26 protein-coding genes are annotated in these 24,652 nt (G+C 69.6%); 14 read left to right on the forward strand and 12 right to left on the reverse strand.

From position 1 onward, the window contains the following. Window positions 1–115 precede the first annotated feature (115 nt). On the forward strand, window positions 116–973 hold the full coding sequence (locus AV521_RS11975) for a helix-turn-helix transcriptional regulator (protein ID WP_076087353.1): 858 nt from the start codon (window positions 116–118) through the stop codon (window positions 971–973). Window positions 974–1,162: 189 nt separating this feature from the next. Next, a complete protein-coding gene (locus AV521_RS11980) occupies window positions 1,163–1,354 on the forward strand; it encodes a DUF397 domain-containing protein (protein ID WP_023549528.1) in 192 nt (63 codons plus the stop codon). A 121-nt stretch (window positions 1,355–1,475) separates the two neighbouring features. Here AV521_RS11980 and AV521_RS11985 read toward each other — a convergent pair whose 3' ends face one another. Together AV521_RS11985 and AV521_RS11990 are read right to left on the reverse strand one after the other, a co-directional pair. After that, complete coding sequence (locus AV521_RS11985; RefSeq protein WP_076087355.1) at window positions 1,476–2,342, reverse strand: MerR family transcriptional regulator; 867 nt, start codon at window positions 2,340–2,342, stop codon at window positions 1,476–1,478. Between the two features lie 70 nt (window positions 2,343–2,412). Further along, on the reverse strand, window positions 2,413–2,901 hold the full coding sequence (locus AV521_RS11990) for a glutathione peroxidase (protein ID WP_076087357.1): 489 nt from the start codon (window positions 2,899–2,901) through the stop codon (window positions 2,413–2,415). A 148-nt stretch (window positions 2,902–3,049) separates the two neighbouring features. Between AV521_RS11990 and AV521_RS11995 the strand changes: the two genes are divergently transcribed. Then, window positions 3,050–3,514: a nuclear transport factor 2 family protein gene (locus AV521_RS11995; protein WP_256725513.1), complete on the forward strand. Its 465-nt coding sequence runs from the start codon at window positions 3,050–3,052 to the stop codon at window positions 3,512–3,514. An 81-nt stretch (window positions 3,515–3,595) separates the two neighbouring features. Here the strand turns inward: AV521_RS11995 and AV521_RS12000 are convergent, their stop codons facing one another. From AV521_RS12000 to AV521_RS12005, 3 genes are read right to left on the reverse strand one after another with little or no spacing between them, the layout of a single operon-like run. Beyond that, window positions 3,596–4,513, reverse strand: a complete 918-nt coding sequence (locus AV521_RS12000; RefSeq protein WP_076087361.1) for an MBL fold metallo-hydrolase — start codon at window positions 4,511–4,513, stop codon at window positions 3,596–3,598. Then, a complete protein-coding gene (locus AV521_RS49240; protein ID WP_179023027.1) occupies window positions 4,510–4,665 on the reverse strand; it encodes a hypothetical protein in 156 nt (51 codons plus the stop codon). The genes AV521_RS12000 and AV521_RS49240 overlap by 4 nt, the downstream gene beginning before the upstream one ends. Before the next feature lie 48 nt (window positions 4,666–4,713). Continuing rightward, window positions 4,714–5,499, reverse strand: a complete 786-nt coding sequence (locus AV521_RS12005; RefSeq protein WP_076087363.1) for an SDR family NAD(P)-dependent oxidoreductase — start codon at window positions 5,497–5,499, stop codon at window positions 4,714–4,716. 268 nt (window positions 5,500–5,767) lie between these two features. Here AV521_RS12005 and AV521_RS12010 point away from each other — a divergent pair, with 268 nt between their 5' ends. From AV521_RS12010 to AV521_RS12035, 6 genes are all read left to right on the forward strand, one after another. Then, window positions 5,768–6,253, forward strand: coding sequence for an SRPBCC family protein (locus tag AV521_RS12010; RefSeq protein ID WP_218639345.1), 486 nt, complete (start codon window positions 5,768–5,770; stop codon window positions 6,251–6,253). Window positions 6,254–6,572: 319 nt separating this feature from the next. Further along, complete coding sequence (gene rfbA, locus AV521_RS12015; protein WP_076087365.1) at window positions 6,573–7,484, forward strand: glucose-1-phosphate thymidylyltransferase RfbA; 912 nt, start codon at window positions 6,573–6,575, stop codon at window positions 7,482–7,484. Between the two features lie 12 nt (window positions 7,485–7,496). Continuing rightward, complete coding sequence (locus tag AV521_RS12020) at window positions 7,497–8,099, forward strand: dTDP-4-dehydrorhamnose 3,5-epimerase family protein (protein WP_076087366.1); 603 nt, start codon at window positions 7,497–7,499, stop codon at window positions 8,097–8,099. A gap of 68 nt (window positions 8,100–8,167) precedes the next feature. Then, window positions 8,168–9,343, forward strand: a complete 1,176-nt coding sequence (locus tag AV521_RS12025) for a macrolide family glycosyltransferase (protein WP_076087368.1) — start codon at window positions 8,168–8,170, stop codon at window positions 9,341–9,343. A 25-nt stretch (window positions 9,344–9,368) separates the two neighbouring features. Continuing rightward, on the forward strand, window positions 9,369–9,821 hold the full coding sequence (locus AV521_RS12030; RefSeq protein WP_076087370.1) for a nuclear transport factor 2 family protein: 453 nt from the start codon (window positions 9,369–9,371) through the stop codon (window positions 9,819–9,821). 38 nt (window positions 9,822–9,859) lie between these two features. Next, a complete protein-coding gene (locus tag AV521_RS12035; protein WP_218639346.1) occupies window positions 9,860–10,948 on the forward strand; it encodes a DegT/DnrJ/EryC1/StrS aminotransferase family protein in 1,089 nt (362 codons plus the stop codon). An 86-nt stretch (window positions 10,949–11,034) separates the two neighbouring features. Here the strand turns inward: AV521_RS12035 and AV521_RS12040 are convergent, their stop codons facing one another. Together AV521_RS12040 and rfbB are read right to left on the reverse strand one after the other, a co-directional pair. Next, on the reverse strand, window positions 11,035–11,349 hold the full coding sequence (locus AV521_RS12040; RefSeq protein WP_076087374.1) for an antibiotic biosynthesis monooxygenase: 315 nt from the start codon (window positions 11,347–11,349) through the stop codon (window positions 11,035–11,037). A 92-nt stretch (window positions 11,350–11,441) separates the two neighbouring features. Further along, a complete protein-coding gene (gene rfbB, locus AV521_RS12045) occupies window positions 11,442–12,422 on the reverse strand; it encodes a dTDP-glucose 4,6-dehydratase (protein ID WP_076087376.1) in 981 nt (326 codons plus the stop codon). Window positions 12,423–12,612: 190 nt separating this feature from the next. On the opposite strand from rfbB, the gene AV521_RS12050 reads away from it, so the two are divergent. The 3 genes from AV521_RS12050 (at window position 12,613) to AV521_RS12060 (ending at window position 16,633) form a co-directional block, all read left to right on the forward strand. Beyond that, window positions 12,613–13,641: an NADP-dependent oxidoreductase gene (locus tag AV521_RS12050; protein WP_076087378.1), complete on the forward strand. Its 1,029-nt coding sequence runs from the start codon at window positions 12,613–12,615 to the stop codon at window positions 13,639–13,641. Window positions 13,642–13,713: 72 nt separating this feature from the next. Next, window positions 13,714–15,186, forward strand: coding sequence for an alpha/beta fold hydrolase (locus tag AV521_RS12055; RefSeq protein WP_218639347.1), 1,473 nt, complete (start codon window positions 13,714–13,716; stop codon window positions 15,184–15,186). A 1-nt stretch (window position 15,187) separates the two neighbouring features. Then, window positions 15,188–16,633 carry an MFS transporter gene (locus AV521_RS12060; RefSeq protein WP_076087380.1) on the forward strand — a complete coding sequence of 482 codons (1,446 nt, stop codon included), beginning with the start codon at window positions 15,188–15,190 and terminating at the stop codon, window positions 16,631–16,633. Between the two features lie 95 nt (window positions 16,634–16,728). Here AV521_RS12060 and AV521_RS12065 read toward each other — a convergent pair whose 3' ends face one another. Continuing rightward, window positions 16,729–17,856 carry a winged helix DNA-binding domain-containing protein gene (locus AV521_RS12065; RefSeq protein ID WP_076087382.1) on the reverse strand — a complete coding sequence of 376 codons (1,128 nt, stop codon included), beginning with the start codon at window positions 17,854–17,856 and terminating at the stop codon, window positions 16,729–16,731. Window positions 17,857–17,864: 8 nt separating this feature from the next. After that, window positions 17,865–18,986, reverse strand: coding sequence for an epoxide hydrolase family protein (locus tag AV521_RS12070; RefSeq protein ID WP_076087384.1), 1,122 nt, complete (start codon window positions 18,984–18,986; stop codon window positions 17,865–17,867). 150 nt (window positions 18,987–19,136) lie between these two features. Here AV521_RS12070 and AV521_RS12075 point away from each other — a divergent pair, with 150 nt between their 5' ends. Beyond that, window positions 19,137–19,595 (forward strand): hypothetical protein, encoded by a 459-nt coding sequence (locus AV521_RS12075; RefSeq protein WP_143658598.1) that lies wholly within the window; start codon window positions 19,137–19,139, stop codon window positions 19,593–19,595. 133 nt (window positions 19,596–19,728) lie between these two features. Here the strand turns inward: AV521_RS12075 and AV521_RS12080 are convergent, their stop codons facing one another. Next, the gene (locus tag AV521_RS12080; RefSeq protein ID WP_076087387.1) at window positions 19,729–21,024 is read right to left on the reverse strand and encodes an NAD(P)/FAD-dependent oxidoreductase; all 1,296 of its coding nucleotides are present in this window, start codon (window positions 21,022–21,024) and stop codon (window positions 19,729–19,731) included. Beyond that, window positions 21,024–21,347, reverse strand: coding sequence for a 2Fe-2S iron-sulfur cluster-binding protein (locus tag AV521_RS12085; protein ID WP_076087388.1), 324 nt, complete (start codon window positions 21,345–21,347; stop codon window positions 21,024–21,026). The genes AV521_RS12080 and AV521_RS12085 overlap by 1 nt, the downstream gene beginning before the upstream one ends. A gap of 180 nt (window positions 21,348–21,527) precedes the next feature. Between AV521_RS12085 and AV521_RS12090 the strand changes: the two genes are divergently transcribed. After that, on the forward strand, window positions 21,528–23,024 hold the full coding sequence (locus AV521_RS12090; RefSeq protein WP_079249215.1) for an MFS transporter: 1,497 nt from the start codon (window positions 21,528–21,530) through the stop codon (window positions 23,022–23,024). A gap of 263 nt (window positions 23,025–23,287) precedes the next feature. Here AV521_RS12090 and AV521_RS12095 read toward each other — a convergent pair whose 3' ends face one another. Then, entirely contained in the window at window positions 23,288–24,511 is a 1,224-nt protein-coding gene (locus AV521_RS12095) for a cytochrome P450 (protein WP_076087391.1), read from the reverse strand. Between the last annotated feature and the right edge of the window lie 141 nt (window positions 24,512–24,652).

The following is a 24,652-nucleotide window of genomic DNA, read 5'->3' on the forward strand; positions in this document are numbered from 1 at the left end:
TACGCGCCGCATATCCACCATTTCCCAGCGGTAGAAAGCACCTTGGTGGCAGTCTGCTCAACAGCAGATACGGAAAGTGTTAAGCAACAGGCAGGCAGCCGGAGGTGCACGTCCCGTGGCGTCCAATGTCAATCCCACCGTCAGGCGACGCCGGCTGGGCCAGGAGCTGCGCAGGCTCCGCGAGCTCAAGGGCATGACGGCCGAAGAAGTGGCGGAACGGCTGCTCGTGTCGCAGTCGAAGATCAGCAGGCTGGAGAACGGCCGCAGAAGTATCAGTCAGCGCGATGTGCGAGATCTGTGCGGCGTCTACGAGGTCGAGGACCAGCGGATCGTCGACTCGCTGATGGAGATGGCCCGGGACTCGCGGCAGCAGGGCTGGTGGCACACGTTCGGCGACATCCCGTACAGCGTGTACATCGGGCTGGAGACCGATGCCGAGTCGCTGCGGGTGTACGAACCCCAGCTGGTGACCGGTCTGTTGCAGACCCACGCCTATGCGGAGGCCCTGGTGCAGGGCGCGCTGCCGGAGACGTCGACGAACGAGATCGAGAAGCGTGTGCAGGTGCGCATGCGCCGACAGGAACGTATCACCGCCGAGGGCAACCCGCTCCGGCTGTGGGTGGTGCTCGACGAGGCGGCGCTGCGCCGGGTCGTCGGCAGCAAGCTGGTGATGCGTGAACAGCTGGACCATCTCATCGAGATGTCCCAGCTGCCGCATGTCACCGTGCAGGTGCTGCCGTTCGAGGTGGGCGCCCATCCGGGGCTCAACGGCCAGTACGCGATCCTGGAGTTCACCGACGCGGCCGACTCCAGCGTGGTGTACCTGGAGGGCGTCACCAGTGATCTGTACCTGGAGAAGGCCCAGGACGTACAGAAGTACGCCGTGATGTACGAGCATCTACGGGCACAGTCCCTCAACGTGGAGCAATCCCGGCAATTCATTGCGAAGGTGGCCAAGGACTACGCGGAATGAGCTCCTGTCGCAGAGGGCGCCGGATCATACACCGTCGGTCCGCCTCAGTGGAAGGCCCCTCTGGAATATGCCATCCGGTCGAGTGAACGACTACTCCAGCAGAGGCAGTTGCCAGGTAGCGTCGATCACGCCAATCAGACGACAAGGTTGGCGTGAACCGCACTACCGCAACTCGCAACAGGAGTGGACATGGCACTGATTCAGGGCGCTTCGGAGACGTGGATGAAGTCCTCCTATTCCGCGGGCAACGGCGCCTGCGTCGAGGTCAAGTCGCCCACCGCCGCCGAGCTCGCCGTCCGCGACTCCAAGGTCACCGAGGGCCCGATCCTGGCGTTCCCCGCCGACGCGTGGAACGCCTTCGTCACCTCGGTCAAGGCCTAGGGGGTTCTCCCTGACCCTCGTCCGTAAAGAACCCCCGACGAACACAACTTCACAAGCACCACCAGAAGAGCCCTCTCGACCAGTCGCCGTCCTTGCCGAGGGGGCTCGGCCGTGCGGTCGGCTACTTCACCGGGAACGCCACGTCGCACACCGGATCCTGCGGGCCCGCCGCATCCCAGTCCGCGAAGTAGATCTCGCGGCAGGGGCCGGCCATCTCCAGACCCTCGCCCGCCATCCACTGCTCCACCGCCTCGAAGGCGGCCAGGATCTGCGGGTGGGCCACCTGGGCCTTGGTGATCCGGGTGTACGCCAGCCGGGCCGCCGGCTCCACCCGTACCGCCGTCTCCCACGCCCGCCCGTGCTCGGCGGCCCACGCCCGGGCGGCCGCCTCGTCGGCCACCGGCACACAGGACTCGGCCGGGCCGTCGCTCTCCATCGACACCTCGGAGTGGTACACCACGAACGGTGCGCCCGTGACGCCCCCGCACTCCCGGGCGGCGCCCGTCAGCCGGTCCAGCGACGCACCGATCCAGGTCGGCAGCTCGTCCGCCAGCGTGTGCCGCGACTCGGTGATCACCACCTGCGCCGGCACGTCCACGGTCTCGATCACGAACTTCTCGTACATCTCGGAGCTCCTCCCCGACAGCCGTCCACGGAGGTACTCGGCGAGCGTCCGCTGCCCGGCGACCCGGCTCTCCACGTCCGCCCAGTAGGCGGCGAGCCGGCCGGCGGCCTCGGGGCCCTCGGCCCCGAGCACCTCGGCGATCCGGGCCAGCGGCATGTCCAGCTGCCGCAGCAGGGCCACCAGCCGGGCGCGCTCGACCTGGTCGGCGCGGTAGTAGCGGTAGCCGCTGGTGTCGTCGACATGTGCCGGTGCCAGCAGGCCCAGCTGGTCGTACAGGCGCAGCGCCTTGGCCGACAGCCGGGCCCGTGCGGCGAACGCGCCGATGGTGAGCAGGTCGTCGTCCACGATGCCATCCTCCGTCACCGGGCGGATCCTTGTCCCGCCCGGTGACAGGGAGGCTCGGCCCTGCCCCAGGGTCAAGGTCAAGCGACGCTCAGGCCAGCTGGCCCTCGATGGCCGCCACGACCTCGGCGGACTCCGGCTCGGTCTGCGGCGAGAACCGGGCGACGACCGTGCCGTCCCGGCCGATCAGGAACTTCTCGAAGTTCCAGCGGATGTCGCCGCTGTGCCCCTCGCCGTCGGCGAACCCGACGAGCCGTTCGTACAGCGGGTGCCGCCCCTCCCCGTTCACCTCGACCTTCTCGGTGAGCGGGAAGGTCACGCCGTACGTCGCCGAGCAGAACTCCGCGATCTCCTCGGCGGAGCCGGGCTCCTGCCCGAGGAACTGGTTGCAGGGCACGCCGAGCACGGTGAAGCCCTGCGCGCCGTACCGCTCCTGGAGCTGCTCCAGGCCTGTGTACTGCGGGGTCAGGCCGCACTTGGAGGCCACGTTCACGATGAGGACCGCCTGGCCGGCGTACTGGGCGAGGTTGGCGGGGCCGCCGGTGAGGGCGCCGATTTCTACATTCAGCACGTTCGTCATGAGCCGGATGCTATGCGCTTCGCGGGGAGGGGCGCGAAGGCCGTCGGACGGCTGACCGGGCCTCCAGCGGGCCTGGAGCGGGACCGGGCAGCGTGGGGGTAGTCGGGCCGCCGCAGCCGGGTGGCCGTTGTCAGTGAGGGGAGACGCCGTGTCCCAGGCGGTCAGGAATACGTATGCGAAGGTCTCCGGGGAGGTCTACGCCGAGGTCCGGACGTTCTACGCATGGCAGATGCGCCGGGTCGACGCGCTGGACATCGAGGGGTTCGCCGCCACGTTCACCGAGGACGGGCAGGTCGTGCACGCGGGAGGGGCGGTGCAGCGCGGGCGGGAGGAGATGCTCGCGGGGATGCGGGCCGCGCTGCCGCGCTACCGCGACATCGCGGTACGGCACTGGTTCGACCACGTGCTGATCGAGCCGGACCCGGTCGACGAGGACACCCTGCACGTGTCGTACTACTCGCTCGTCACCCAGACCGACCGCGAGGGCAATGTCGTCTTCGAGCCGACCTTCACCGTCGAGGACGAGCTGGTGCGCCGCGACGGCGCGCTCTACACCAGGCGCCGGGTGATCCACCGCGACACCCCGGTGGAGCCGCCCGTGCACACCGGCTGAGCCCGGACGAGAAGCGGGGATGCGCCGGACGGTGTACGACCGTCCGGCGCATCCCCGTGTTCTCGCCGTGTTCAGGGTGGATCAGGCGTGGCAGGCGGGCAGGCCGCCGTGGAAGGCGACCATTTCCTTGAAGGAGGCCACGACGTCGAGCCGGGCGCCCGGAGGCAGGCCCTGCTGCTCGGCGTAGGCGCGGTGCAGATTGCCCACCAGACGCTCGGCGTCCACCAGACCGGCGAACTCGCCGAGATGGGCGCGATCCGCGGCCTGAAGCGGGGTCAGGCCGTCCCGCAGGCCGTCCGCGGCCAGACGCTCCAGCAGGCGCAGATACCCCTCGGTGAAGTCCAGCAACTCCGGTCCGCCGACCGGTCCGTGGCCCGGGACCACGGTGCGCGGGCCCAGCGCGCGCAGCCGCCGCAGGGCCTGGAGCGAACCGGTGACCGACCCCATCAGGACGTACGGGGTGACACCCGACCACACGACGTCGCCGGTGAACAGCACCGCCCGCTCGGGGACCCACACGACCACGTCGTTCGCGGTGTGCGCGGGGCCCACATGGAGCAGCTCGGCCCGCGCGCCGCCCGTGTGCAGCGTCAGCGTGTCCTCGAAGGTGAGCGACGGCAGGGTGAGCGGTGTCTCGCCCCACTCCACCTGCGGCCACAGCCCCCGCAGATGCAGACCCGCCTCCGCGCTGTCCGCCCGGGTCCCGGTGTGGGCGACGACCAGCGCCCGGGGGGTGAACTGGCCGTTGCCGAAGGTGTGATCGCCGTGGAAGTGGGTGTTGACCACGAAGTCCACCCCGTCGGGCACGACCTGCTCGACGGCCTCGCGCAGCCGCCGGGTACGGGCCTCGGTGGCCGCCGTGTCGACGAGGACCGCGAAGTCCTCGCCGACCACCAGACCCGCGTTGTTCACGCACCATCCGCCGCCGGGCTGCACATACGCGTACACCCCCTCCGCCACCTGTTCGAGCGACGGCGGCGCCTGGACCGGAGCGCTCATGCCGCCCTGCCCCGGTCCACCGCGGCCGGCGCGGCAGCGGTTGCGTTCGGACTGTTGAGGGCCATGACAGAGGGAAAGCGGCCCGTCGCGGCCCGGAAGGCGGCGACGTCGGTTGTGGGTTCGGCGAGCAGAGTGCCACCGGTGTCGGTCATCGTGCAGGCTCCGTCTCTCGTAGCGGGGTCGGCGGCGGTCGGCGGGAATCAGTAGTTGCCCAGGCCGCCGCAGACGTTGAGGGCCTGGGCGGTGATGGAGGCGGCGGTGTCCGAGGAGAGATAGCCGACCAGGCCGGCCACCTCCTCGGGAGTGGAGTAACGGCCCAGCGGGATCTTCGCGTTGAACTTTTCGAGCATGTCCTGCTCGCTCACGCCGTAGTGGTCGGCGTAACCCTGGCGGACCCGCTGTGCCATCGGGGTCTCGACGTAGCCGGGGCACACCGCGTTCACCGTGATGCCGCTCTGCGCCAGCTCCTTGCCGACGGCCTTGGTGAAGCCGACGACGCCGTGCTTGGACGCCGAGTAGGGCGCGGCCAGCTCGACGCCCTGCTTGCCGCCGGTGGAGGCGATGTTGATGATGCGGCCCCAGTCGCCGTCCCGCATCCGTCCGGTGCTCAGCACCTCGCGGGTCACCCGGAACGTGCCGTTCAGGTTGGTGTCGATCACGTCGAGCCACAGCGCGTCCGGCAGCTCGGCGGTGACGCCGCCGCCGCCCCGGCCCGCGTTGTTGACGAGGATGTCGATCCGCCCGTACGCGGCCACCGCGGCCTCGACGGCGGCCTTCACCTGCTCGCTGGAGGTGACGTCGCAGACCGCGCCGGAGACCTCCAGGCCCTCCTCGCGCAGCCGCTTCACCACCGCGGTGACGCTTTCCTCGGCGCGCGCCACACCGAACACCGCCGCCCCCTGCCGGGCCAGCAGTTCGGTCACGGCCAGCCCGATCCCGCTGGTCGCGCCGGTGACGAAGGCAACCCGTCGTCCCGCTTCTGTCATCGTGCTCTCCCAAGAGGTCGTGTGGCCGGGTACGGGACGACCGTGACCGGGGGGCCTAGGACGCCGGTCGCCTCCGGCCGGAGCGGACGCGGCGCGGTATCCGATGTGCGGCTCCGCCGCGTGGGCACGACAAGCCATGACGGTGCGGCAGACGCCGGACGCCACCACACGGCGCCCCCTATCGCGGCACTACCACCGGTCCGGCACCCATCGAGCCCCGCACGTCAGCGTGAGCGAACCTGTGCAGACGCCTGACGAGGAGGGGCCCGTGCCCGAGCAGACGCAGACCATCCCCGACGTACGGAAGTCGGTGACCGTCGAGGCCAGCCCCGAGGACAGCTTCCGCGTGTTCACCGAGCGGCCGGCGGACTGGTGGCCGCCCTCCCACGTGCTGGTCAAGAAGGAGCGGGCCGGGCTCGCCTTCGAGCCCGGAGTGGGTGGCCGCTACTACGAGTGGGACGTGGACGGCACCGAGATCGCCTGGGGCAGGATCCTTGAGTGGGAGCCGGGCCGCAGGCTCGTCATGACCTGGCGGATCGACGGCAACTGGCAGTCCGTCCCCGACGACGAGCGGGCCAGCGAGATCGAGGTCGACTTCGAGCCCGTCGACGCCGGGCACACCAAGGTGTCCCTCGCGCACGTCAAGCTCCACAAGCACGGCGAGGGCGCCGAGCGGATCTTCCGTGCCCTGGACGGGCCGAGCCCCGGGGAGACCCTGGAGCGCTTCGCGGCCGCGGTCGCGCGAGCCGTTTGAGGAATCGCTGAGTCCGACCGAGTCGTGATTCTCCGCGCTGCCGAGGAGCACGTACCGCGCCGACGAAACCAGGGTCAGCTGCTGAGGGAGTGCGGCTCCCGGCCCGAAGACCCCAGCCGCCACGTGCCGTTCCAGGCCGTGGCGGCTTTCGTCTGCCCATCGGCGCCGCGTACGAGGACGGCGGCCCCCCGGCGGTCGTCACGCCGCGGTGGGCTCCGTCGCGCGTTCGTGCCGCCTCCGGCCCCGTCGATCGCACGGGTGGGAAGGCCCCCACCCGGCCTCGATCGGCTCTCCAGCCGCCGGTCCTAGCTTCCGGGACATGCGAGGAATCATCCTGGCCGGCGGGACCGGCTCCCGTCTGTGGCCGATCACCCAGGCTGTGTCGAAACAGCTCATGCCGGTGTTCGACAAGCCGATGATCTACTACCCTCTGTCCACTCTGGTGCTGGCGGGCGTGCGGGAGATCCTCGTCATCACGACGCCGTCCGACCGGAGCTCCTTCGAGCGGCTGCTGGGTGACGGCGCGCATCTGGGTCTGCGGATCCAGTACGCGACGCAGTCCAGGCCCGGGGGCATCGCGCAGGCGTTCCTGATCGGCGCGGACTTCATCGGTGACGAACCGGTGGCGCTCGTCCTCGGCGACAACATCTTCCACGGCGTCGGCCTCGGGGAGAAGCTGAAGGCGCACTCCTCCCCGCGCGGCGGTCACATCTTCGCCTACCCGGTGGCGAACCCGAGTGACTTCGGTGTCCTGGAGTTCGACCGCGAAGGGCGCGTCCTCTCCCTTGAGGAGAAACCCGCACACCCGAAATCGCGATACGTGGTACCGGGGCTCTACTTCTACGACAACCGCGTGGTCGACATCGCCAGGTCCCTGCGGCCCAGTGCGCGCGGCGAGTTGGAGATCACCGGGGTGAACCAGGCGTACCTGCGCCGCGGTGAGCTCACCTTCACCATGCTCGACCGCGGCACCTCGTGGCTCGACACCGGAACCTTCGCCTCCCTGGTGCAGGCGTCGGAGTTCGTCCGGGTGGTCGAGGAGCGGCAGGGACTGAAGATCGGCTGCGTCGAGGAGGCGGCCTGGCGCAACGGGCTCATCAGCAACGACCGGCTCCGTGAGCTCGCGCAGCCACTCCTGTCCAGCGGCTACGGGGCGTATCTGATCGGGCTGCTCGACGCCGCCGAAGAGATCCGGCTGCCGGTCCCGGTCGGCGCCGGCGCCCTAGGGTGACAAGGAGACCTGATGAACTTCGAAGAACTCGGCATCGAGGGCGTCCACCTGGTCAGGCCGCGGATATTCGGCGACCCGCGGGGTGCGTTCCTGGAACTGTTCGTCGGCCACCGGCTGTCCGCGGCGACCGGCCGTCCGATGGACGTGGCCCAGGTCAACTGCTCGGTCTCACGACGCGGCACGATCCGCGGAATCCATCTCACGGCAACCCCGCCGGGTGAGGCGAAGTACGTGACGTGCGTGAGCGGCGCGATCGTCGACGTCGTCGTCGACGTCCGCGTCGGCTCGCCCACCTACGGCGCGTCCATCGCGATCCCGCTGGACGACGAGCAGCGGCACGCCGTGTACATCCCCGCAGGGCTCGGCCACGGGTTCGCGGCGGTCAGCGACACCGCGGTGGTCACGTACCTGTGCGACAACGTCTACACCCCCGGGAAGGCGATCTCGATCAACCCGTTGGACCCGCGGCTCGCCCTGCCGTGGCCCGCCATGGACGACGTCGTCCTGTCCGACAAGGACAGGACCGCGCCGACGCTGGCGGAGACGGAGGCCCTCGGCGTGCTGCCGCAGTACGCGGACCTCAGCGTCAGGACACCGATCGGGCCGCGCGGGTGACGCGGCGGTCATCCCCGAGTGAGCGGTCATCCCCGAGTGAGTCGACGACATCAGGAACAGGAGTACCCATGAAGAGGCATATCGCCTTCCTGAACATCCCCGCCGCCGGTCACGTCACGCCGACGCTGGGCGTGGTCGAGGAGCTGGTCAAGCGCGGCCACAAGGTCAGTTACCTGGCCGCCGACGGCTTCGCCGAGCGCATCGCCTCGACGGGCGCCGAGGTCATCCCCTACACCACGACTCTCGACCCGCGGACGATCGCGCCGACCGGCGCGGAGGACTGGCTGGCCCGCGTCCTGCTCGGCGCGGTCCGGGAGGCGGCCGCCACGGCGCCGTCGCTGGAGGCCCACTTCGGTGACGATCTGCCGGACTGCCTGGTCTACGACATCTCGATGCAGTTCCTCGGCCGCGTGATGTCGCGCAAGCTCGGCGTGCCGGGTATCCAGCTCTACCCGGTCCTGGCGTCGCACCAGTACTTCTCCGACGCGGAGGAGGCCGCCGAGGGGATGTTCGGCGATCTGACGCGCGAGCTGCGCGCGTTCGCCGACGAGCACGGCCTGCAGGACGTCCCGCTGAAGGAGCTGATGGCGGACGCGCCCCGCAACATCTCCTTCATGCCGCGCGAGTTCCAGACCGACGCCGACTCCTTCCCCGAGGACCGCTACACGTTCGTCGGGATACCGCTGCGGGAGAGTGACCTCAAGGGCACCTGGCGGCCGTCCAGCGACAAGCCCGTGGTGCTGATCTCCCTGGGCACGACCTTCAACACCCAGCCCGAGTTCTTCGCGATGTGCGCCAAGGCGTTCGACGGGCTGCCGTGGCACGTGGTGATCGCCGCCGGCCCCGGTGTGGACCTGGAGGCGGTGGGCGAACTGCCCCCCAACGCGGAGATCCACGCCTGGCTGACGCTGCAGGCGGTGCTGGAGCACGCCGGCGCGTTCGTGTGCCACGGCGGCGCGGGCAACACCATGAACGCCCTGTACGCGGGCGTGCCGCTGGTGTCCGTACCGCACAACGGCGACTCCGAGATGATCGCCGCGCGGACGGGCGAGCTGGGCCTCGGCCGCGTCCTGGCCCACGAGGACGTCACCGCCGAGTCCATCCGGGAGGCCGTCCTGGCGGTCGCCGCCGACGAGACCGTGCAGGCGAACCTGCGCGACATGCGCCGGTACATGCAGAAGGCCGGCGGCGCGCCGCGCGCGGCCGACACGATCCTCGGTCACCTCGACGCCGTGTCGAAGTGACCGGCCGACCCAACGGGAGAAGACCATGAACACGCACGACCTGACCACCCAGCTCGTCCCGGGCGACCTGTACCTGGAGATCCAGCAGTTCTACGCGGTGCAGCTCAAGATCCTCGACCGTGGTGACGGCGAGCAGTGGGCGCGCACCTTCACGCCGGACGGCATCTTCCAGGCCGCCGACATGCCCGAGCCCCTGGTCGGCCGGGAGATACTCACCAAGGCGATCGAGCTGCAGACCACCAAGCACGAGGGCCTCGTCCTGCGGCACTGGCTCGGGCAGCTGACCGTCGAGCAGATCGACGAGAACACCTTCCGCGCGCAGAGCTACGTCATGGTGTACGTGACCCCCGACCGCACGCTGTTGAGCGGCGAGGTGCACTTCCGCCACCACACCCTCTGCGACGACGAGCTCGTCCGTGTCGACGGGTCCTGGCTCGTGCGGAAGCGTTACGTCGAGACCGACGGCGAATACAAGTAGGCCGGGCGCACCGCATGATCCCCCTTTTCAAAGTGGCGATGTCCGAGAAGGCGTCGGCGCTGGTCGGCCGGGTTCTGGACAGCGGCTACATCGGTCAGGGCGCGAAGGTCGACGAGTTCGAGCGCGCTCTGGCCGACCGGCTGGACAACCCCCGGATTCTGACCGTCAACAGTGCCACGTCCGGGCTGCACCTGGCCCTGCATCTGGTCGCGACGGAGTCGGGTCGGGACGGCGAGGTCCTGGCCACCGCGCTGACGTGCACGGCGACCAACTGGCCGATCATGGCGAACGGGATGCGTATCCGGTGGGTGGACACCGACCCGGCGACCCTGAACCTGGACCTCGACGACCTGGCCAGGAAGATCACCCCCGCGACACGGGCGATCGTCCTGGTGCACTGGGGCGGCTACCCCGTCGACCTGGACCGTCTGGCCCGCATCCTCGACCAGGCCGAACGCGTCCACGGCGTGCGGCCCCGGGTCATCGAGGACTGTGCCGACGCGTGGGGCGCCACCTACAAGGGCGTCCCGCTCGGCGGGCACGGCAACATCAGCGTCTACAGTTTCCAGGCGATCAAGCACCTCACGACCGGTGACGGCGGACTGATCGTGCTTCCCGACGACGAACTGCTGGCCCGGGCCCGCCTGCTGCGCTGGTACGGCATCGACCGCGACGGTGGTGCGGCCCGGTTCAAGAACGACATCCCCGAGTACGGCTTCAAGTTCAACATGAACGACATCAACGCGGCCATCGGCCTGGCGAACCTCCAGATCGTCGACGACCTCGTCGCACGTCACCGTGAGAACGCGGCGTTCTACGACGCCGAACTGGCCGGGGTGGACGGTCTCGAGTTGACGGAGCGGGCTCCCGACCGCAATCCGTCGTTCTGGTACTACTCCATCAAAGTGGACAACCGCGACGCCTTCGTCCTGCGCATGAAAGAGGCCGGAATCGCCACGAGCGAGGTCCACGAGCGCAACGACGTCTACGGCGCCACCCGGGACTACCTGGCGGTCCTGCCCGGGCTCGACAGCGTCGCCGGGCGCCAGATCGCCATACCGGTCGGCTGGTGGGTGTCGGACGAGGACCGGGCCCACATCGTGAGGACCGTCAAGGCCGGCTGGTGACCGCCGCCGGACGGCACGGCATATGAGGAGGCGGGGAGCCGATCGGCTCCCCGCCTCCTCGCTGTGGCTGACGACGGCGGACGGTCTCAGGCGGTGAACCCGAACCGCTCCACGTAGGTGTTGGACACACTCGTGGCGTTCGCGCGCAGCGCGGCGGCGTGGGCGGGAAAGTCCGGGTGCTGGACGGCCGTCCGCAGCGCCTGGTAATCGGTCCACCGCGCGATGTTGACGTACTTGTTCGGGTCGTCCACGTGCTTGTGGAGCGTGTACGTCAGCAGTCCCGGCTGTTTCCGGAAGAACTCCGCGGTGTCGCTGAACGCCTTCTCGAACGCCTCCGGAGCCCCGCTGAGCGTGAACTGGTTGACGAAGGTGATCGGGCCGTCCGGCTTGTCCTGTGCCATCGTGCGTCCTCCTCGGTCGTGCTGCTGCACGGCATGCTGTCGCGCAGCAGCTTCGGGGACGGTCCTCGGCGGGCTCTCGAACCCGGCTGTAGTCAGATGCCCGGATCGCTCTCCCGCAGGGGCTTCCACCAGCCCGGGTTGTCCCGGTACCAGGCGACGTTGTCCGCGAGGCCCTGCATGAACGGGACCGTGGGCTCGTATCCCAACTCCTCGCGGATCTTGGTGTCGTCGAGCGCATACCGCAGGTCATGGCCCTTGCGGTCCGTGGCCCGGCGTATCAGGCCCGGGTCGGCGCCGACGAGCGTGAGCAGCCGGTCGGACATCTGACGGTTCGTGAGGGCGTTGCCGCTGCCGATGTTGTAGATCTCTCCGGGCCTGCCCTTGTCCAGCACGAGCTGGATGGCCCGGCAGTGGTCGTGGACGTGCAGCCATTCGCGGACGTTGGCACCGTCGCCGTACAGCGGAACGCTCTCCCCGCTCAGCAGACCCGTGATGAAGCGTGGGATCAGCTTCTCGACGTGCTGGTACGGGCCGTAGTTGTTGGAGCACCGGGTGATGCGGACGTCGAGCCCGTGGGTGCGTCCATAGGACCGCGCGATCAGGTCCGCGCTCGCCTTCGACGCCGCGTAGGGGGAGTTGGGGGCCAGGGGCCACTCCTCCGTCCACGCCCCTTCGTCGATGGTCCCGTACACCTCGTCGGTGGACACATGCACGACCCGCCGCACGCCGGTGCGCAGACACGCTTCGAGGAGAGCCTGGGTGCCGAGCACATTGGTGCGGACGAAGTCCGCCGCCGCGTCGAGCGAGCGGTCCACATGTGACTCGGCGGCGAAGTGCACCACCTCGTCGTGCCCGGGCAGCACCTTGAGCAGCAGCGGGAGGTCGCAGACGTCGCCGCGGACAAAGGTGAGCCGTGGATGTTCCATCGGCAGGTTGGCCAGGTTGCCGGCGTAGGTGAGCTTGTCGAGGACCGTGACCTGGACACCGTCCCGGCCGGGGTAGCCACCGGCGAGCAGGGTGCGTACGTAGTGCGAACCGATGAATCCCGCGCCTCCCGTCACCAGAACGCTCATCAGGCGGTCACCTCTTCCCGTACGTGGAACTGTGCCTTCATGGTCGGGTTACCTCCTCGTTCCGGTCCGGACGTGCAGAGCGTGTGGCCGCGAACTCGAAGCCCGGTGGAGCACGCGGGCCCCTTCTGCTCCAGTACGACTCGAGGTCGCACGAGGATGCTGGACCGCGACACCCAAGAAGGAGATCGGCATGATCACCCCCAAGATTCCAGCGAAGTGCCTGGAAGTCCGCCTCGCCAAGCATCTGGAGGGTCCGCTCACGCTGGACCACTTCGACGTCGTAGAGGCGGACCTTGCTGAGCCCGCCGACGGCGAGGTCGTCGTCCGTAACGACTTCATGCAGCTGACTGCGGTCATGCAGGATCTGATGACCCCCCACCCTGATCTCCCGATGCCCCCCTACCAGGTCGGTCAGCGCCTGTGGGGCGGCGGCATCGGCACCGTTGTGCAGTCGAACAGCCCGGACCTCGCGGTCGGCGACCTCGTGCAGAACATGGACGGCTGGGCCGAGTACTCGGTCGGGCCCGCCGGTCAGTACTACAAGGCGGACCCCACCCTGTACCCCTCGCCGGAGTACTACCTGACGCAGGGCCCGACCGCCTACCACGGCATCGCGGACGTCGCCGAGGTCGGCGAGTCGGACGTGGTCTTCGTGTCCGGTGCGGCCGGAGGCGTCGGTTCGCTGGCCGGCCAGATCGCCAAGTGCCGTGGCGCGAAGCGTGTGATCGGCAGCGCCGGGAGCAAGGCCAAGGTCGAGTACCTGGTCAACGAGCTCGGCTACGACGCGGCCTTCGACTACCACGACGGCCCGGTGGTGGACCGCCTGCGGGAGCTGGCTCCCGACGGCATCAACGTCTTCTTCGACACGGTCGGCGGCGAGCAGTTCGAGGCCGCCGTCCAGGTCGCGGCACAGGATGCCCGCTTCGCGCTGTGCGGAGCGCTGTCCGGACAGGTCGGCAACAGCGAGGGCGCGTTCCCGCGCCTGGACATCATGACGGCGATCGTCCGGCAGATCGTCCTGCGGCCGTACGCCACGTTCCACACACCCGAGCAGATCTGGGCTTGGCACCAGCACTTCAGCCAGTGGCTCAAGGAAGGGAAGTTCGTCCTGCCGGGGACGACCCTCAAGGGCGGGCTTTCCGAGGCCCCCGCCGGCCTTCTCAATCTGCTGGCCGGAAAGTACCAGGGGAATGTCGTGGTGAAGCTCTCCGAGAGCTGATCCTGCGGCCTGCCCGGGGGACCGAGTTGCCTCCGGGCAGGTTCCAGCTCTCCTCAAGGAAGCCGACCGAGCATGTCGTACATGACACTGGAAACGCGAGGGCTGCGCACCTTCTCCACGCAGCAGCCAGATTGGTCTCCGAGTTCCTCGGACGACGGCCTTGAGTTCGCATTCATCGAGGCCCCTCTCGACTACGCCGATCCGGCTGGCCCGAGCATCTCCCTGGCGATCAGCCGGCTCCGGGCGAGCGACCCCGGCCGGCGGCGAGGAACGCTCCTGTTCCTCAACGGCGGCCCGGGCGGGGACGGCGGCCTCGGCCGGCTTCTGCCGGCCCGCCTCCGCCGGACCCCACTGCATGAAATCTATGATCTCGTCGGCTTCGACCCGCGCGGTACCGGCGTCTCCACCCGCATCGAGGGGGAGAACAGCCCGACGACCACCGCGTTCGACTCCCGGCCGCCGGACTCCGCGTTCGTCGCCATCACCGCCGACATGCGAGAGCGCGATCAAGGCTGTGTGCGGGCCGGCGGCGAACTGCGCCGTCACATCACCACCCGCAACACCGCCCGCGACATGGACCTGATCCGTGAAGTCCTCGGCGAACAGAAGATCAGCTTCGTCGGCTGGGCCTACGGCACGCTCGTCGGAGCCGTCTACGGCACCCTGTTCGGCGACCGTCTGGACCGCAGCGTGCTCGATTCCTGTGTGCACCCGGACTGGGACTGGCGCCAGCAGTTCAAGTCGCAGGCCGACGCGGTGCGGGAGAACGTCGACAAGTGGGCGGACTGGACCGCCGAGCGAAACGAACGCTTCGCCCTGGGCACCACCCCCGCCCTTGTCCTGGAGAGCGTCGAGAAGACGGCCGCCGCGCTCGCCGCGATGTCGGGCAACGCCGCGGCGCGCACCTCCTTCGACGGTGCCGTCGGCAATCTCAGCCCCGTTCGCCCGAAGTGGGCCGAACTGGGCGATCTCGTAGCGGAGTTGGGTGCGGCCGCTGAGGCGGGGGACACGGACCGGGTCCAGACCCTGCTCGGCGGCCAGGTCAAATGGCGGCCCGGACACGCGGCGGGGGAACTCCGTGAAGCCGTGCTCGAAGCGGTGACCTGCGAGACGCTGTGGCCGACGGATCTGGAGATCTACTACCGCGACATGCGGGACCTCCGGGAACGCTGCCCCTACGGATTCGGGGTCATGCGCGCCCAGCCGTGGGTGGGCACCTTCCGGACCGTGATTCCGCCGGAGCCCGCCACCCGCGTCCAGCGTGCCGGTTACCCCACGGGCCTCATCGTCCAGGCGGACGGTGACCCCCTGGACCACCATCCCGGCGGTCTCGCGATGGCGGAGCGCCTGGGCCACCACCTGATCACAGTCGTCGACTCCGGTGATCACGAGATCTACGGGCTCTCCGGCAACGAGCACGTGGACGGTCTCGTCAACGACTACCTCATGAACGGGGTTCTGCCACCCGAGCGCGTCAGCTGCCCCGGGGAGCCCCGCCCGGACATCGCCCCCGACGGAACGAGGAACGTCTCCGATGGACACTGAAATGACTCAGCCCTCCGTGCTCACGCGCGCGGACCGGGCCCGTCCGGCCAGGCCGGGTCTGGTCCTGGCCGCCTGCTGCCTCAGCCAGCTCGTCGTCGTGCTCGACGGCTCGATCATGAACGTCGCCCTGCCGGCGGTCCAGCACGACTTGTCGTTCGACCAGAACAGCCTGCAGTGGGTGCTCAACGCGTTCATGATTCCGTTCGCCGGGCTGCTCCTTCTCGCCGGACGCATGGCTGATCTGTTCGGCCGCCGGAGGCTCTTCCTGACCGGGATCGCGCTGTTCACCGTGGCCAGCCTCCTGGGCGGGCTCGCGGTCAACTCGGGATGGCTGATCGCGGCCCGCGCCGTACAGGGCGTCGGTGCCGCGATCATCGCTCCCGCCACTCTCTCCGTGCTGAGCACCGCGTTCGTCGAACCCAAGGAGCGGGCCAAGGCGTTCGGACTGTGGGGTGCCGCGGCCGGCAGCGGCGGCGCGATCGGCGTCCTCGCCGGTGGCGTCATCGTCGAATGGCTGTCCTGGCGTTGGGTGCTCCTGGTCAACATCCCCCTGGGAGCAGTCCTCATGTTCATGGTGGCCTCCGCGGTCACCGAGTCCCGTGATCCGGACGCCCGCCGCAGGCTGGACGTCGCCGGTGCGCTGTCCGTGACCCTGGGCCTCGCGGTCCTCGTCTACGGCATCGCCGAGGGCGAGCGGTACGGCTGGGGAGCGCCCCGGATCGTGACGGCCCTGAGCGCCGGTGTGGCGCTCCTCGTCTTCTTCCTGGTGGACCAGGCGAAGCTGGCCAAGCAGCCGATCATGCCACTGAGCATCTTCCGGAGCCGTTCGGTCAGCGTGGCGAACGCAGTGGCGTTCGTGGCCGGCGCGGCCATGCTCAGCACCTTCTACTTCATGACGCTGCAGCTCCAGATCGTCCTGGGGTACAGCGCCTTGCACACCGGCGTCGCCTATCTGCCGGTGTCCCTGGCGACCTTCGTAGGTGCCGGTGCCTGCTCGGCCGTGGTGGCCAAGACCGGGCCCCGCCCGGTGCTGCTCGTCGGCCTGGCGCTGGCCACGGCAGGCCTGCTGTGGCTGAGCCAGGCGGACGAGACGGCCACCTTCGCCGCTGACCTGCTGGGCCCGACCGTCGTCTTCGGCATCGGCCTCGGCCTGCTCATCACCGGCACCGCCAACGCGGCGACCGCGGATGTGCCGGAGAGCCAGCAAGGCCTCGCCTCCGGTCTGCTCAACACCAACCAGACGCTGGGCAGTGCCGTCGGCCTCGCGATTCTCGTGGCCGTCGCCAACTCCCACACCGCGGGGGCGATGAAGAGCGTGAATCCCGCGAATGCCATGGCGCGCGCCCATGCCCTTTCCAGCGGCTACCAGCTGGCCTTCCTCGTCACCGCCGGGGTCCTGGCTGCGAGCATGCTCATGGCACTCGCGGCTCCGAAGGCCCGCAGGTGACGGTGTCCCGTCGTCGGGAAGGGGCCGCGGGGAGAGATCTCCCCGCGGCCCCTTCCCGTTCTCGCGTTCCGTCCGGGTACGTGGCTCAGCCGGCGTCACAGGGTGGCAGCCACCCGCACATGGTGGGTCTCGGCGCCGTCCGCGGCGAAGGTGAGAAGCCGTGCGCCTTCCTCCTCAAGCTCCGCACGCCGGGCCGCCGGCAGCGGCCTGAAGGGCTGCACGTGCAATGTGGCGGCCGACCGCTCCTGTTCGACCCGCCAGACCCCGTGGACGAACCCGTCCACCAGGATGGTGCCGGGAATGACGGCGTTCTTCGTCGCGATCGCCCTGCGGTCCTGGTCACTGATGATCCGGGTGCGGTCGGCGTGCGAGAGGATCGCGTTGTCGTACGGTGCCAGGTACCGCACGGGGGCAGGTGTGTCCGGATCCGGGCGAGGGGCGTCGGGCAGGTCGAACAGCTCCGCACCCGAGGAGTCCCGGAAGGTCACCAGACGGGGCCGGAGCCGCTCGGTCACCTCACGCAACCGCGTCAGGCCCGACCACGCCTGGATGTCCTTGACCGTAGCGGGGCCGAAGGCCGCGAGATAGCGCAGGACCTCGCGGTCGGGGGCGGGCTCGGGCTCCAGCGGCGCACCGAGCCACATCTGGGCGGTGGCATAGGTGGTCTGCCCGCTGGCGCCCCAGATTCCCCGGGGCGGGACCTGGACCAGCGGCAGCAGCGCACGGACCGCGTTGACGAGGGTGGAGGCCGTGCGGTCGGGCCACCTCTCCTGGAGGAGCTTGCCGAGTTCCGCGGTGCTGCGCGGCTCCTCCTCGACGAGTTCACGGCCGGCGGCGGCGAGTTCACCGAAGTCGATGTCGCCCAGGTCCTTGCCGAAGGTGGTGCGCAACGAGCGCTCCATGAAGGGCTGCACCCAGGGACGGATCGCCAGGCAGTCGCGGGCGGTGACCAGATGCACGGTTCCCCGCATCAGGGCGATGCGGACCGCGTCCCGGCCGGTGAGCAGGGCGGCCAGCTCGTCCTGCCGGAAGTCCGTCAGCCGGGTCCACAGGCCGTAGTAGGGCGGCGTCGGGGCCTGCGCCTGCAGGCCCACGAGGTGCTCGATCGCCTCCGGTACGGACATGGTCCGGCGGCGCAACAGCATCTGCCGGTCCAGAAAGGCCCGGTTCAGAGCCTCACGGCTCAGTGTCTCGCCGGCTCTTGCTGTGGATCGTGTGGGCATGTGGCTCCTCAGCGCACGAGGCGGAAGAACGTGCGCAGTTCGTCCGCGAGAATGGCAGGCTTCTCCAGGGCCGGGAAGTGACCGCCGCTGTCGAGGTCCCGCCAATGGCGCAGGTCCTTGAAGCGCTCCTGCGCCCAAGCCCGGGGCAGCCAGGCGTCCTTGGGGAAGACGGAGCACCCGGTGGGCACCGAAGTCGGGTTCATGGGTTCCTTGCCGAAGCTCTCCCAGAACAGCCGGCCGGACGACGTGGCGGTCCCGGTCAGCCAGTACATCATCACCGTGTCGAGCAGGCGGTCACGGGACACGGCCTTCTCCAGGTCGCCGTCGTGGTCGGCCCAGCTCCAGAACCTGTCGACGATCCAGCCCAGTTGGCCGCTGGGGGAGTCGCTCAGCCCGTAGCCGATGGCCTGCGGCTGGGTGGACTGGATCACCGCGTATCCCGAGCGGCTCTCGCTGAAGCTCCTCATCCGGGCCATGGCCGCCTGGTCGCGCGCATCCAGCTCCACCTCCTTCTGGGGCGCCTGGGCCAGCGGCATCGTCAGATGGATTCCGGAGAGGTGTGCCGGGTCGGTGCTGCCGAGGGCCGCGCTGATCCACGAGCCCCAGTCCCCGCCATGGGCGCCGTAGCGGGTGTATCCGAGCCGGGCCATCAGGACGGCCCAGGCCGACGCGGTCCGGGCCACGGACCAGCCTGTGCTGTCGGGTTTGTCGCTGAAGCCGTGGCCGGGCAGGGACGGGCAGACCACGTGGAAGGCGTCGGCCGGGTCCGGTGGGTCGATGAGCAGGTCGATGATGTCGAGGTACTCGACGACACTGCTGGGCCACCCGTGGGTGAGCAGCAGCGGCGTGGCGTCCGGATGCGGCGAGCGCACATGCAGAAAGTGCACCCCGAGGCCGTCGATCGTGGTGCGGTACTGGGGCAGTGAGTTCAGCCTCGCCTCGGTCGCCCGCCAGTCGTAGTGGTGCTGCCAGTACGAGCACAGCTCCTTCATATAGGCGAGCCTGGGGCCCTGTGACCAGTCGTCGACCGTTTCGGCATCCGGCCAGCGGGTCTCCGCGAGGCGCCGGCGCAGATCCCGCAACTCACTCTCCGGCACCTCGATCCGGAACGGTGTGACGTCCGCAGTCATGCGAGAACCTCCTGGTTGAAGCGGTGCGGTTGCACGGACTTCGAGGCTAGGGAACCGCGCTACAGCTGGAGTCGAGCCCCGTCGCGCCCCGCGGAAAGGGTGCATTGGTTCTCTAGTAGGGCTAGAGGCATTTCGGCCAGTCTTCCTCCCATGAGGAAACTGCCGATAGCCGCTACGACGGCCGCCATGACCGCACTGCTCGCGCTGCCCGCGTCGGCGCAGGGCGCGGAGGACAGGGTCAACGCTCCCGTGGGTAGCTGGGAAGCCACAGTGACCCGACCGGGTGCCACGGACTACGTCCAGATGTTCTTCACCCGCAGTGGGAGGGCCTGCCTGATCAGTGACGGCGGCACGAGTCTGGGCAGCTGGGTGCCGACCGGTCCGAACGCGTTCAACTACCGGATCAAGGAAGCCCTGTCCGACGGACATGGCACACAGACCGGCTGGGTCTACATCAATCAGTACGCCGCACAGACCAGCAGCAACCAGTTCGACAGCTCCGGAATCTCGACCATCTACGACCTGAGCGGCAACAAGCAGGGAGCCGTGACCGCCAAGGTCGTAGCCACCCGTGGGACCGCCACCCCGCCGGCATACTGCAGTCGCTAGCCCGCATTCATCAGCTCCGAGGGCCCGCGGTGGCGGGCCCCGGCAGACCGTGCCGTCCTGCGAAGTGCCTTTTGGCCGGGATGGCGAGACGCCCTGAGCGTCCCGCCATCCCGGCCAAAAGGCACTTTCCGTGTCAGGCGGGCGTGGACAGCCGGTCCTGGCCCGGCACGTGTGCCGGTGCCGAGCCGTGCGAACCCGGCCCGGCGACAAACGCCTTCAGGTCGAACCCGGGGCTGCGTGCCTCGGCGGGGGAGGGTCCCGTGCCCGCGGCGAGCAGCCGCCGCGCGATGCCGTGATCGGCCGGCCGGCCGACCGACTCGACACCGATCAGCCGGCCCTGAAGGAAGCAGAGCACCGAGAAACGGGCCCCGTCCGGATCACCGACGGTGACTGTCTCGTCGTGGCCCGCGGTCAGCCCGGCCATCTGCAGCCGCAGCTCGTACTGCTCGGACCAGAACCAGGGGACCGCGGTGTACGGCGCGCTCTCGCCGCAGATCGCGGCAGCCACGTACCGGGCCTGGTCGGACGCGTTCTGCACCGATTCGAGGCGGATGTGACGCCCCGACCCGGGGGCGGGGAAGCGGGCGCAGTCACCGATCGCGTAGACGGCCCTGTCGGACGTCCGCAGCCACCGGTCGACGATGACGCCGTCGCCGACCAGGAGCCCCGCATCGGCGGCGAGCCGGGTGTTCGGCAGGGCACCGGCGCCCACGACCACCAGGTCGGCGGGCAGCCTCCGGCCGTCGCGCAGTTCCATGACCTCGACGTTTCCGTCGGCGCCGCCGTGCAGAGCGGCCACCTCCTGGCCGAGCAGGAGGCGCACCCCGCGTTCCTCGTGCCGCCCGGCGAGCCACGCCGACATCTGCGGGGTGAGCGCGCGGGCGAGCGGGCGTGACTGGACCTCGACCACCGTCACCCGGTGCCCCCGCGTGTGTGCCGTGGCCGCCAGTTCGAGTCCGACGAACCCGGCGCCGATCACGCAGACGTGGCGCGGCGGTCCGTCGAGATGCCCCCGCAGCGTCTCGGCGTCGGCGAGGCTCCGAAGCGTGAGCACTCCGCTCAGGTCCGCACCGGGCAGGGGGAGAACACGGGCCCTGGCGCCGGTGGCGAGGACCAGCTTGTCGTAGGCAAGGATGGTGCCCGACGCCAACTCGACGCGCTGGCCGTCGAGTTCGACGCGCTGTGCGCGGTCACCTGATACGCGGGAGATGCCCTGCGCCTCGAAGAACGACTCGGGGCGCAGGAGCAGGTCCTCGTGCGCGGTGGCGCCGGTCAGGAAGCCCTTGGACAGCGGCGGCCGGTGGTAGGGCGGTACGGGCTCGTCGCCGACCAGGGTGACCGGGCCGCTGTACCCCTTGGCGCGCAGTGCGGCTGCCGTGTCGAGGCCGCCCTGTCCCGCGCCGATGACGACGACTCCGCGGGCGGCCATCAGCTCTGCGCCTCGGGCAGATGCACCAGAAGCCCGTCGAGGGCTTCGGTGACCGGCAGTTGGCAGCTCAGGCGGCTTGAGTTCCGGCGCGGGCACGCTGTTCCGTACAGGACGTCGTCCTCCACGGAATCCATCGGCGGCAGGGGCACGGTGCTGTCGTCGTCCACATAGACATGGCAGGTCCCGCACTGTGCGGAGCCGCCGCACTGGGCCTCGATGCCGTCGATGTTGTTCAGCTTCGCGGCCCGCATGACCGTGTTGGGTGCCTGGGCATCGACGACGGTGGTGGTGCCGTTCGGGTGCTTGAAGGTGATCTTGGCCATGGCGCTCTCCTCGTGGAATGTCGTACCGCCCCGCGGTGGTACGGAATCCGGCCTCGCCCGCATATGGAGAACGACTGTGACCACCTGGTCTGGAGGCGTCCTTGAGTGCTCCTCAGGCAGCTCCGCGCGGCTCGACCGGGCTGCGATCACCGGTCGATCGCCGCGGCACAGCGTGGCGGCATGACTGCTTCCACCGTGCAGGGCGCCGCGCCGCCCACCGCCGTCTCCCACCGGCTCGGCCTTGTCCTCGCCGTCTGCTGCCTGGGCCAGTTCATGAACGTCCTGGATGCCTCAGTGGTCAATGTGGCGCTGCCCGCCATCGCCCACGACCTGCGCTTCGACCGGCACAACCTGCAGCTGGTCAACAACGCGTACACAGTCGTCGTCTGTGGCTTCCTGCTGCTCGGCGGCCGGCTCGCCGACCTGTTCGGGCAGCGCAGGATCTTCCTGGCCGGGGCCGCTCTGTTCACCCTCGCCAGCGCCGTCGGAGGCGCGGCGGACGGCCCGGCGACGCTGATCATGGCCCGGGCCTTCCAAGGCCTGGGCGCCGCCGTCATGGCGCCCACGACGCTGACCGTGCTCAGCACCACGTTCACCGGGCCCGAGATGCGCGCCAGGGCGTTCGGCTGGTGGAGCGGGGTGTCGGGGGCGGCGGGCGCGATCGGGGTGCTGGCCGGCGGTGTCATCACCGAGTGGCTGTCCTGGCGCTGGATTCTCCTGGTCAACGTGCCCATCGGCGTTGTCCTGCTGACAGCCGTGGCCTGTGTGGTGCCCACCGGTCCGGCCCGCCGCGGACCGCGCCCGGGCCTCGATGTGCCCGGTGCGCTCACCGTCACGCTCGGCCTGATGGCGGTGGTCTGGGCCGTCGCCGAGACGCACGCATACGGGTGGGGTTCCGTCCGGGTCCTCGTGCCGCTCGCCGCGGGCACGGTGCTGCTTGCCCTGTTCCTGCTCATCCAGACGCGGTTCGCACGCCATCCGCTGGTGCCGCTCGGCATCTTTCGCATCCGCGTGGTCGCCGCCGCCAACCTGGTCGCCTTCTTCGGCATCGCGGCGCTGTTCAGCACCTTCTACTTCTTCACGCTTCTGCTGCAACAAGTGCTCGGCTACAGCCCGGTGCGCACAGGGCTGAGCTATCTGCCGCTGACGGCGGGCATCGCGCTCGGCGGCTGGGGCGTGTCCTCGCTGATCCCGCGCACCGGTGCGCGTCCCGTGCTGCTCACGGGCCTGACGACGTCCTGCCTCGGCCTGTTGTGGCTGGCGCGTGTCGGCCCGGGCGCCGGCTTCGTCACCGATGTGCTCGGCCCCGTCGTGCTGGTCGGTTTCGGCATGGGCGCGGTGCTCAACGCGACGACGAACGCGGCCACCGCCGACCTGCCGGCCCATCAGGCAGGGCTCGCTTCCGGGCTGCTCAACACCACACGCCAGCTGGGCAGCGCACTGGGCCTGGTGACCCTCGCGGCTCTCTCCGCGCACCGCACCGACGAGGCGTCCGGGCAGGGTGCGGCGGCCTCCGCCCACGCGCTGGCCTCCGGTTACGGCCTCGCACTGAACGGGGCCGCGGTGTTCGCGGCCGCCGGCCTGCTCGCCGCGCTCGCGGTGCCGGCGCGGCGCTCCGGGCAGGCCGGGCAGGGAGAGGTCCAGAGCTCCACGGGGAGTGCCGAGGCGCCGGCCTGAGTGCGGACAGGACAGCAGGGGCCCCGGTACCCATCGGTACCGGGGCCCCTGCTGTGTCACCGTACCCGCGCCGAACGACGGGCCGGCCGTGGCGAGTTCACCCTCCGTCTCGCCACGGCCGTCGTCCCCGGGAGCAGCCTGATGCGCCGGGCCCGGTACGCCCATCGCCGGACCATCCGACCCACCAGCTCGCGCATCAGACAACCCCAGTTCAAGACCTGCTGACGGACGCTCCAGGAGCATGCGTACGCATACCCCGGGCGTCACCAGACGACCGGCAGTTCCCACAGTCCGTAGATCACGGCGCCTTCCTTGCGCGGGATCTCCAGGAACGGCTTGGCCAGCCGGAGGGTGGGAATCCGCTGGAACAGCTTGCTCCACACGATCTGCAGTTCCAGCCGGGCGAGGTCCGCGCCGATGCAGTGGTGCACTCCGTGCCCGAAGCCCAGGTGCTTGCGGCTGCCGCGGGTGATGTCGAGCTTCTGCGGCTCGGGGAAGACCTCGGGGTCGCGGTTGGCGGCGAGCCCCAGGCACAGGATGCCGTCCCCCTTGCGGATCACCTGGCCGCCGATCTCGATGTCCTCAAGGGCGACGCGCGGCACGGCCGTGTCCCCGATGGTGGCGTAGCGCACCAGCTCCTCGACGGCCGACGTCACCAACGAGGGGTCGTCGAGAAGGAGTTGGAGCTGATCGGGGTTTTCCAGGAGAGCGGCGGTGCCCAGCGAGATCTGGCTGGCGGTGGTCTCGTGGCCGCCGTTCATCAGCAGCCGCACCATGTTGAAGAGATCCCGGTCCGTGTAGTCCTCGCCGGACTCCTCGTAGTCGGCCATCGCCCGGCTGAGCAGGTCTTCGCCCGGCTCGCGCCGCTTGAGCTGGATCAGCTCCTCGACGTAGGCGTTGACCTCGACGATCGCCGCCTGCCGCTCCTCGGTGGAGCTGTGCCCGCCGAGCAGCGCCGTGCCGTGCTTGATGAAGAAGTCGTGCTGGTCCTGCGGGATGCCGAGCAGTTCGCAGATCACCGTCATCGGAACGGCGAGGGAGAACACCCGGTGGAAGTCGGCCGGCGGCTCCAGCGCCAGGAGCTTGTCGAGGTGCGCGTCGACGATCTCCTCGACCCGCGGCCGAAGACGCTGCACCTGCCGGTTGGTGAACGTCAGCGCCGCCTTGCGCCGGGTGGAGCTGTGCTCCTTGCCGTCGTAGCCGATGAAGGACGTCTCGGTGCGGTACTCGGGCGGGGCGATGAAATAGAACGGGAAGTTGTCGTGCTTGCGCGAGGCACTCACCCGCGGATCGGTGAGCAGCTCACGGATGGTCTGATAGCCGGTGATCGTCCATATGCGCAGGCCCGACCCGGTCAGGGTGACCTGGGAGACGTCCTTGTCCACCATCTCCGCGTACTGGGTGGGCGGTGTGAAGGGGCAGGTGCGCGCGTAAGGGAAGGTCTGTGCCTCGGCCGGTGCGTCCGCCTCGGTGGCGCTGGTGGTCACAGTGGTTCCTTTCGCCGTGGGTGAATGCGTACGGAAAGTGCCTACTGGCCGGCGATGCCCATGCGGCCGCTGACCGTGCCGCCTCCCGTGGCGACGACGGGCTGATCCGCAAACGAAGCCAGTAGACCGGGACCTTCTTGG

The sequence above is a fragment of the Streptomyces sp. IMTB 2501 genome, assembly GCF_001953885.1.
Lineage (GTDB): Bacteria > Actinomycetota > Actinomycetes > Streptomycetales > Streptomycetaceae > Streptomyces.

Coding starts and splice junctions, on each gene's coding strand:
- AV521_RS11980 (WP_023549528.1), top strand. CDS start 1,163: ATGGCACTGATTCAGGGCGCTTCGGAGACGTGGATGAAGTCCTCCTAT.
- AV521_RS11990 (WP_076087357.1), bottom strand. CDS start 2,901: ATGACGAACGTGCTGAATGTAGAAATCGGCGCCCTCACCGGCGGCCCC.
- AV521_RS12000 (WP_076087361.1), bottom strand. CDS start 4,513: ATGAGCGCTCCGGTCCAGGCGCCGCCGTCGCTCGAACAGGTGGCGGAG.
- AV521_RS49240 (WP_179023027.1), bottom strand. CDS start 4,665: ATGACCGACACCGGTGGCACTCTGCTCGCCGAACCCACAACCGACGTC.
- AV521_RS12005 (WP_076087363.1), bottom strand. CDS start 5,499: ATGACAGAAGCGGGACGACGGGTTGCCTTCGTCACCGGCGCGACCAGC.
- rfbA (WP_076087365.1), top strand. CDS start 6,573: ATGCGAGGAATCATCCTGGCCGGCGGGACCGGCTCCCGTCTGTGGCCG.
- AV521_RS12020 (WP_076087366.1), top strand. CDS start 7,497: ATGAACTTCGAAGAACTCGGCATCGAGGGCGTCCACCTGGTCAGGCCG.
- AV521_RS12025 (WP_076087368.1), top strand. CDS start 8,168: ATGAAGAGGCATATCGCCTTCCTGAACATCCCCGCCGCCGGTCACGTC.
- AV521_RS12030 (WP_076087370.1), top strand. CDS start 9,369: ATGAACACGCACGACCTGACCACCCAGCTCGTCCCGGGCGACCTGTAC.
- AV521_RS12035 (WP_218639346.1), top strand. CDS start 9,860: ATGTCCGAGAAGGCGTCGGCGCTGGTCGGCCGGGTTCTGGACAGCGGC.
- AV521_RS12040 (WP_076087374.1), bottom strand. CDS start 11,349: ATGGCACAGGACAAGCCGGACGGCCCGATCACCTTCGTCAACCAGTTC.
- rfbB (WP_076087376.1), bottom strand. CDS start 12,422: ATGAGCGTTCTGGTGACGGGAGGCGCGGGATTCATCGGTTCGCACTAC.
- AV521_RS12050 (WP_076087378.1), top strand. CDS start 12,613: ATGATCACCCCCAAGATTCCAGCGAAGTGCCTGGAAGTCCGCCTCGCC.
- AV521_RS12055 (WP_218639347.1), top strand. CDS start 13,714: ATGTCGTACATGACACTGGAAACGCGAGGGCTGCGCACCTTCTCCACG.
- AV521_RS12060 (WP_076087380.1), top strand. CDS start 15,188: ATGACTCAGCCCTCCGTGCTCACGCGCGCGGACCGGGCCCGTCCGGCC.
- AV521_RS12065 (WP_076087382.1), bottom strand. CDS start 17,856: ATGCCCACACGATCCACAGCAAGAGCCGGCGAGACACTGAGCCGTGAG.
- AV521_RS12070 (WP_076087384.1), bottom strand. CDS start 18,986: ATGACTGCGGACGTCACACCGTTCCGGATCGAGGTGCCGGAGAGTGAG.
- AV521_RS12075 (WP_143658598.1), top strand. CDS start 19,137: ATGAGGAAACTGCCGATAGCCGCTACGACGGCCGCCATGACCGCACTG.
- AV521_RS12080 (WP_076087387.1), bottom strand. CDS start 21,024: ATGGCCGCCCGCGGAGTCGTCGTCATCGGCGCGGGACAGGGCGGCCTC.
- AV521_RS12085 (WP_076087388.1), bottom strand. CDS start 21,347: ATGGCCAAGATCACCTTCAAGCACCCGAACGGCACCACCACCGTCGTC.
- AV521_RS12090 (WP_079249215.1), top strand. CDS start 21,528: ATGACTGCTTCCACCGTGCAGGGCGCCGCGCCGCCCACCGCCGTCTCC.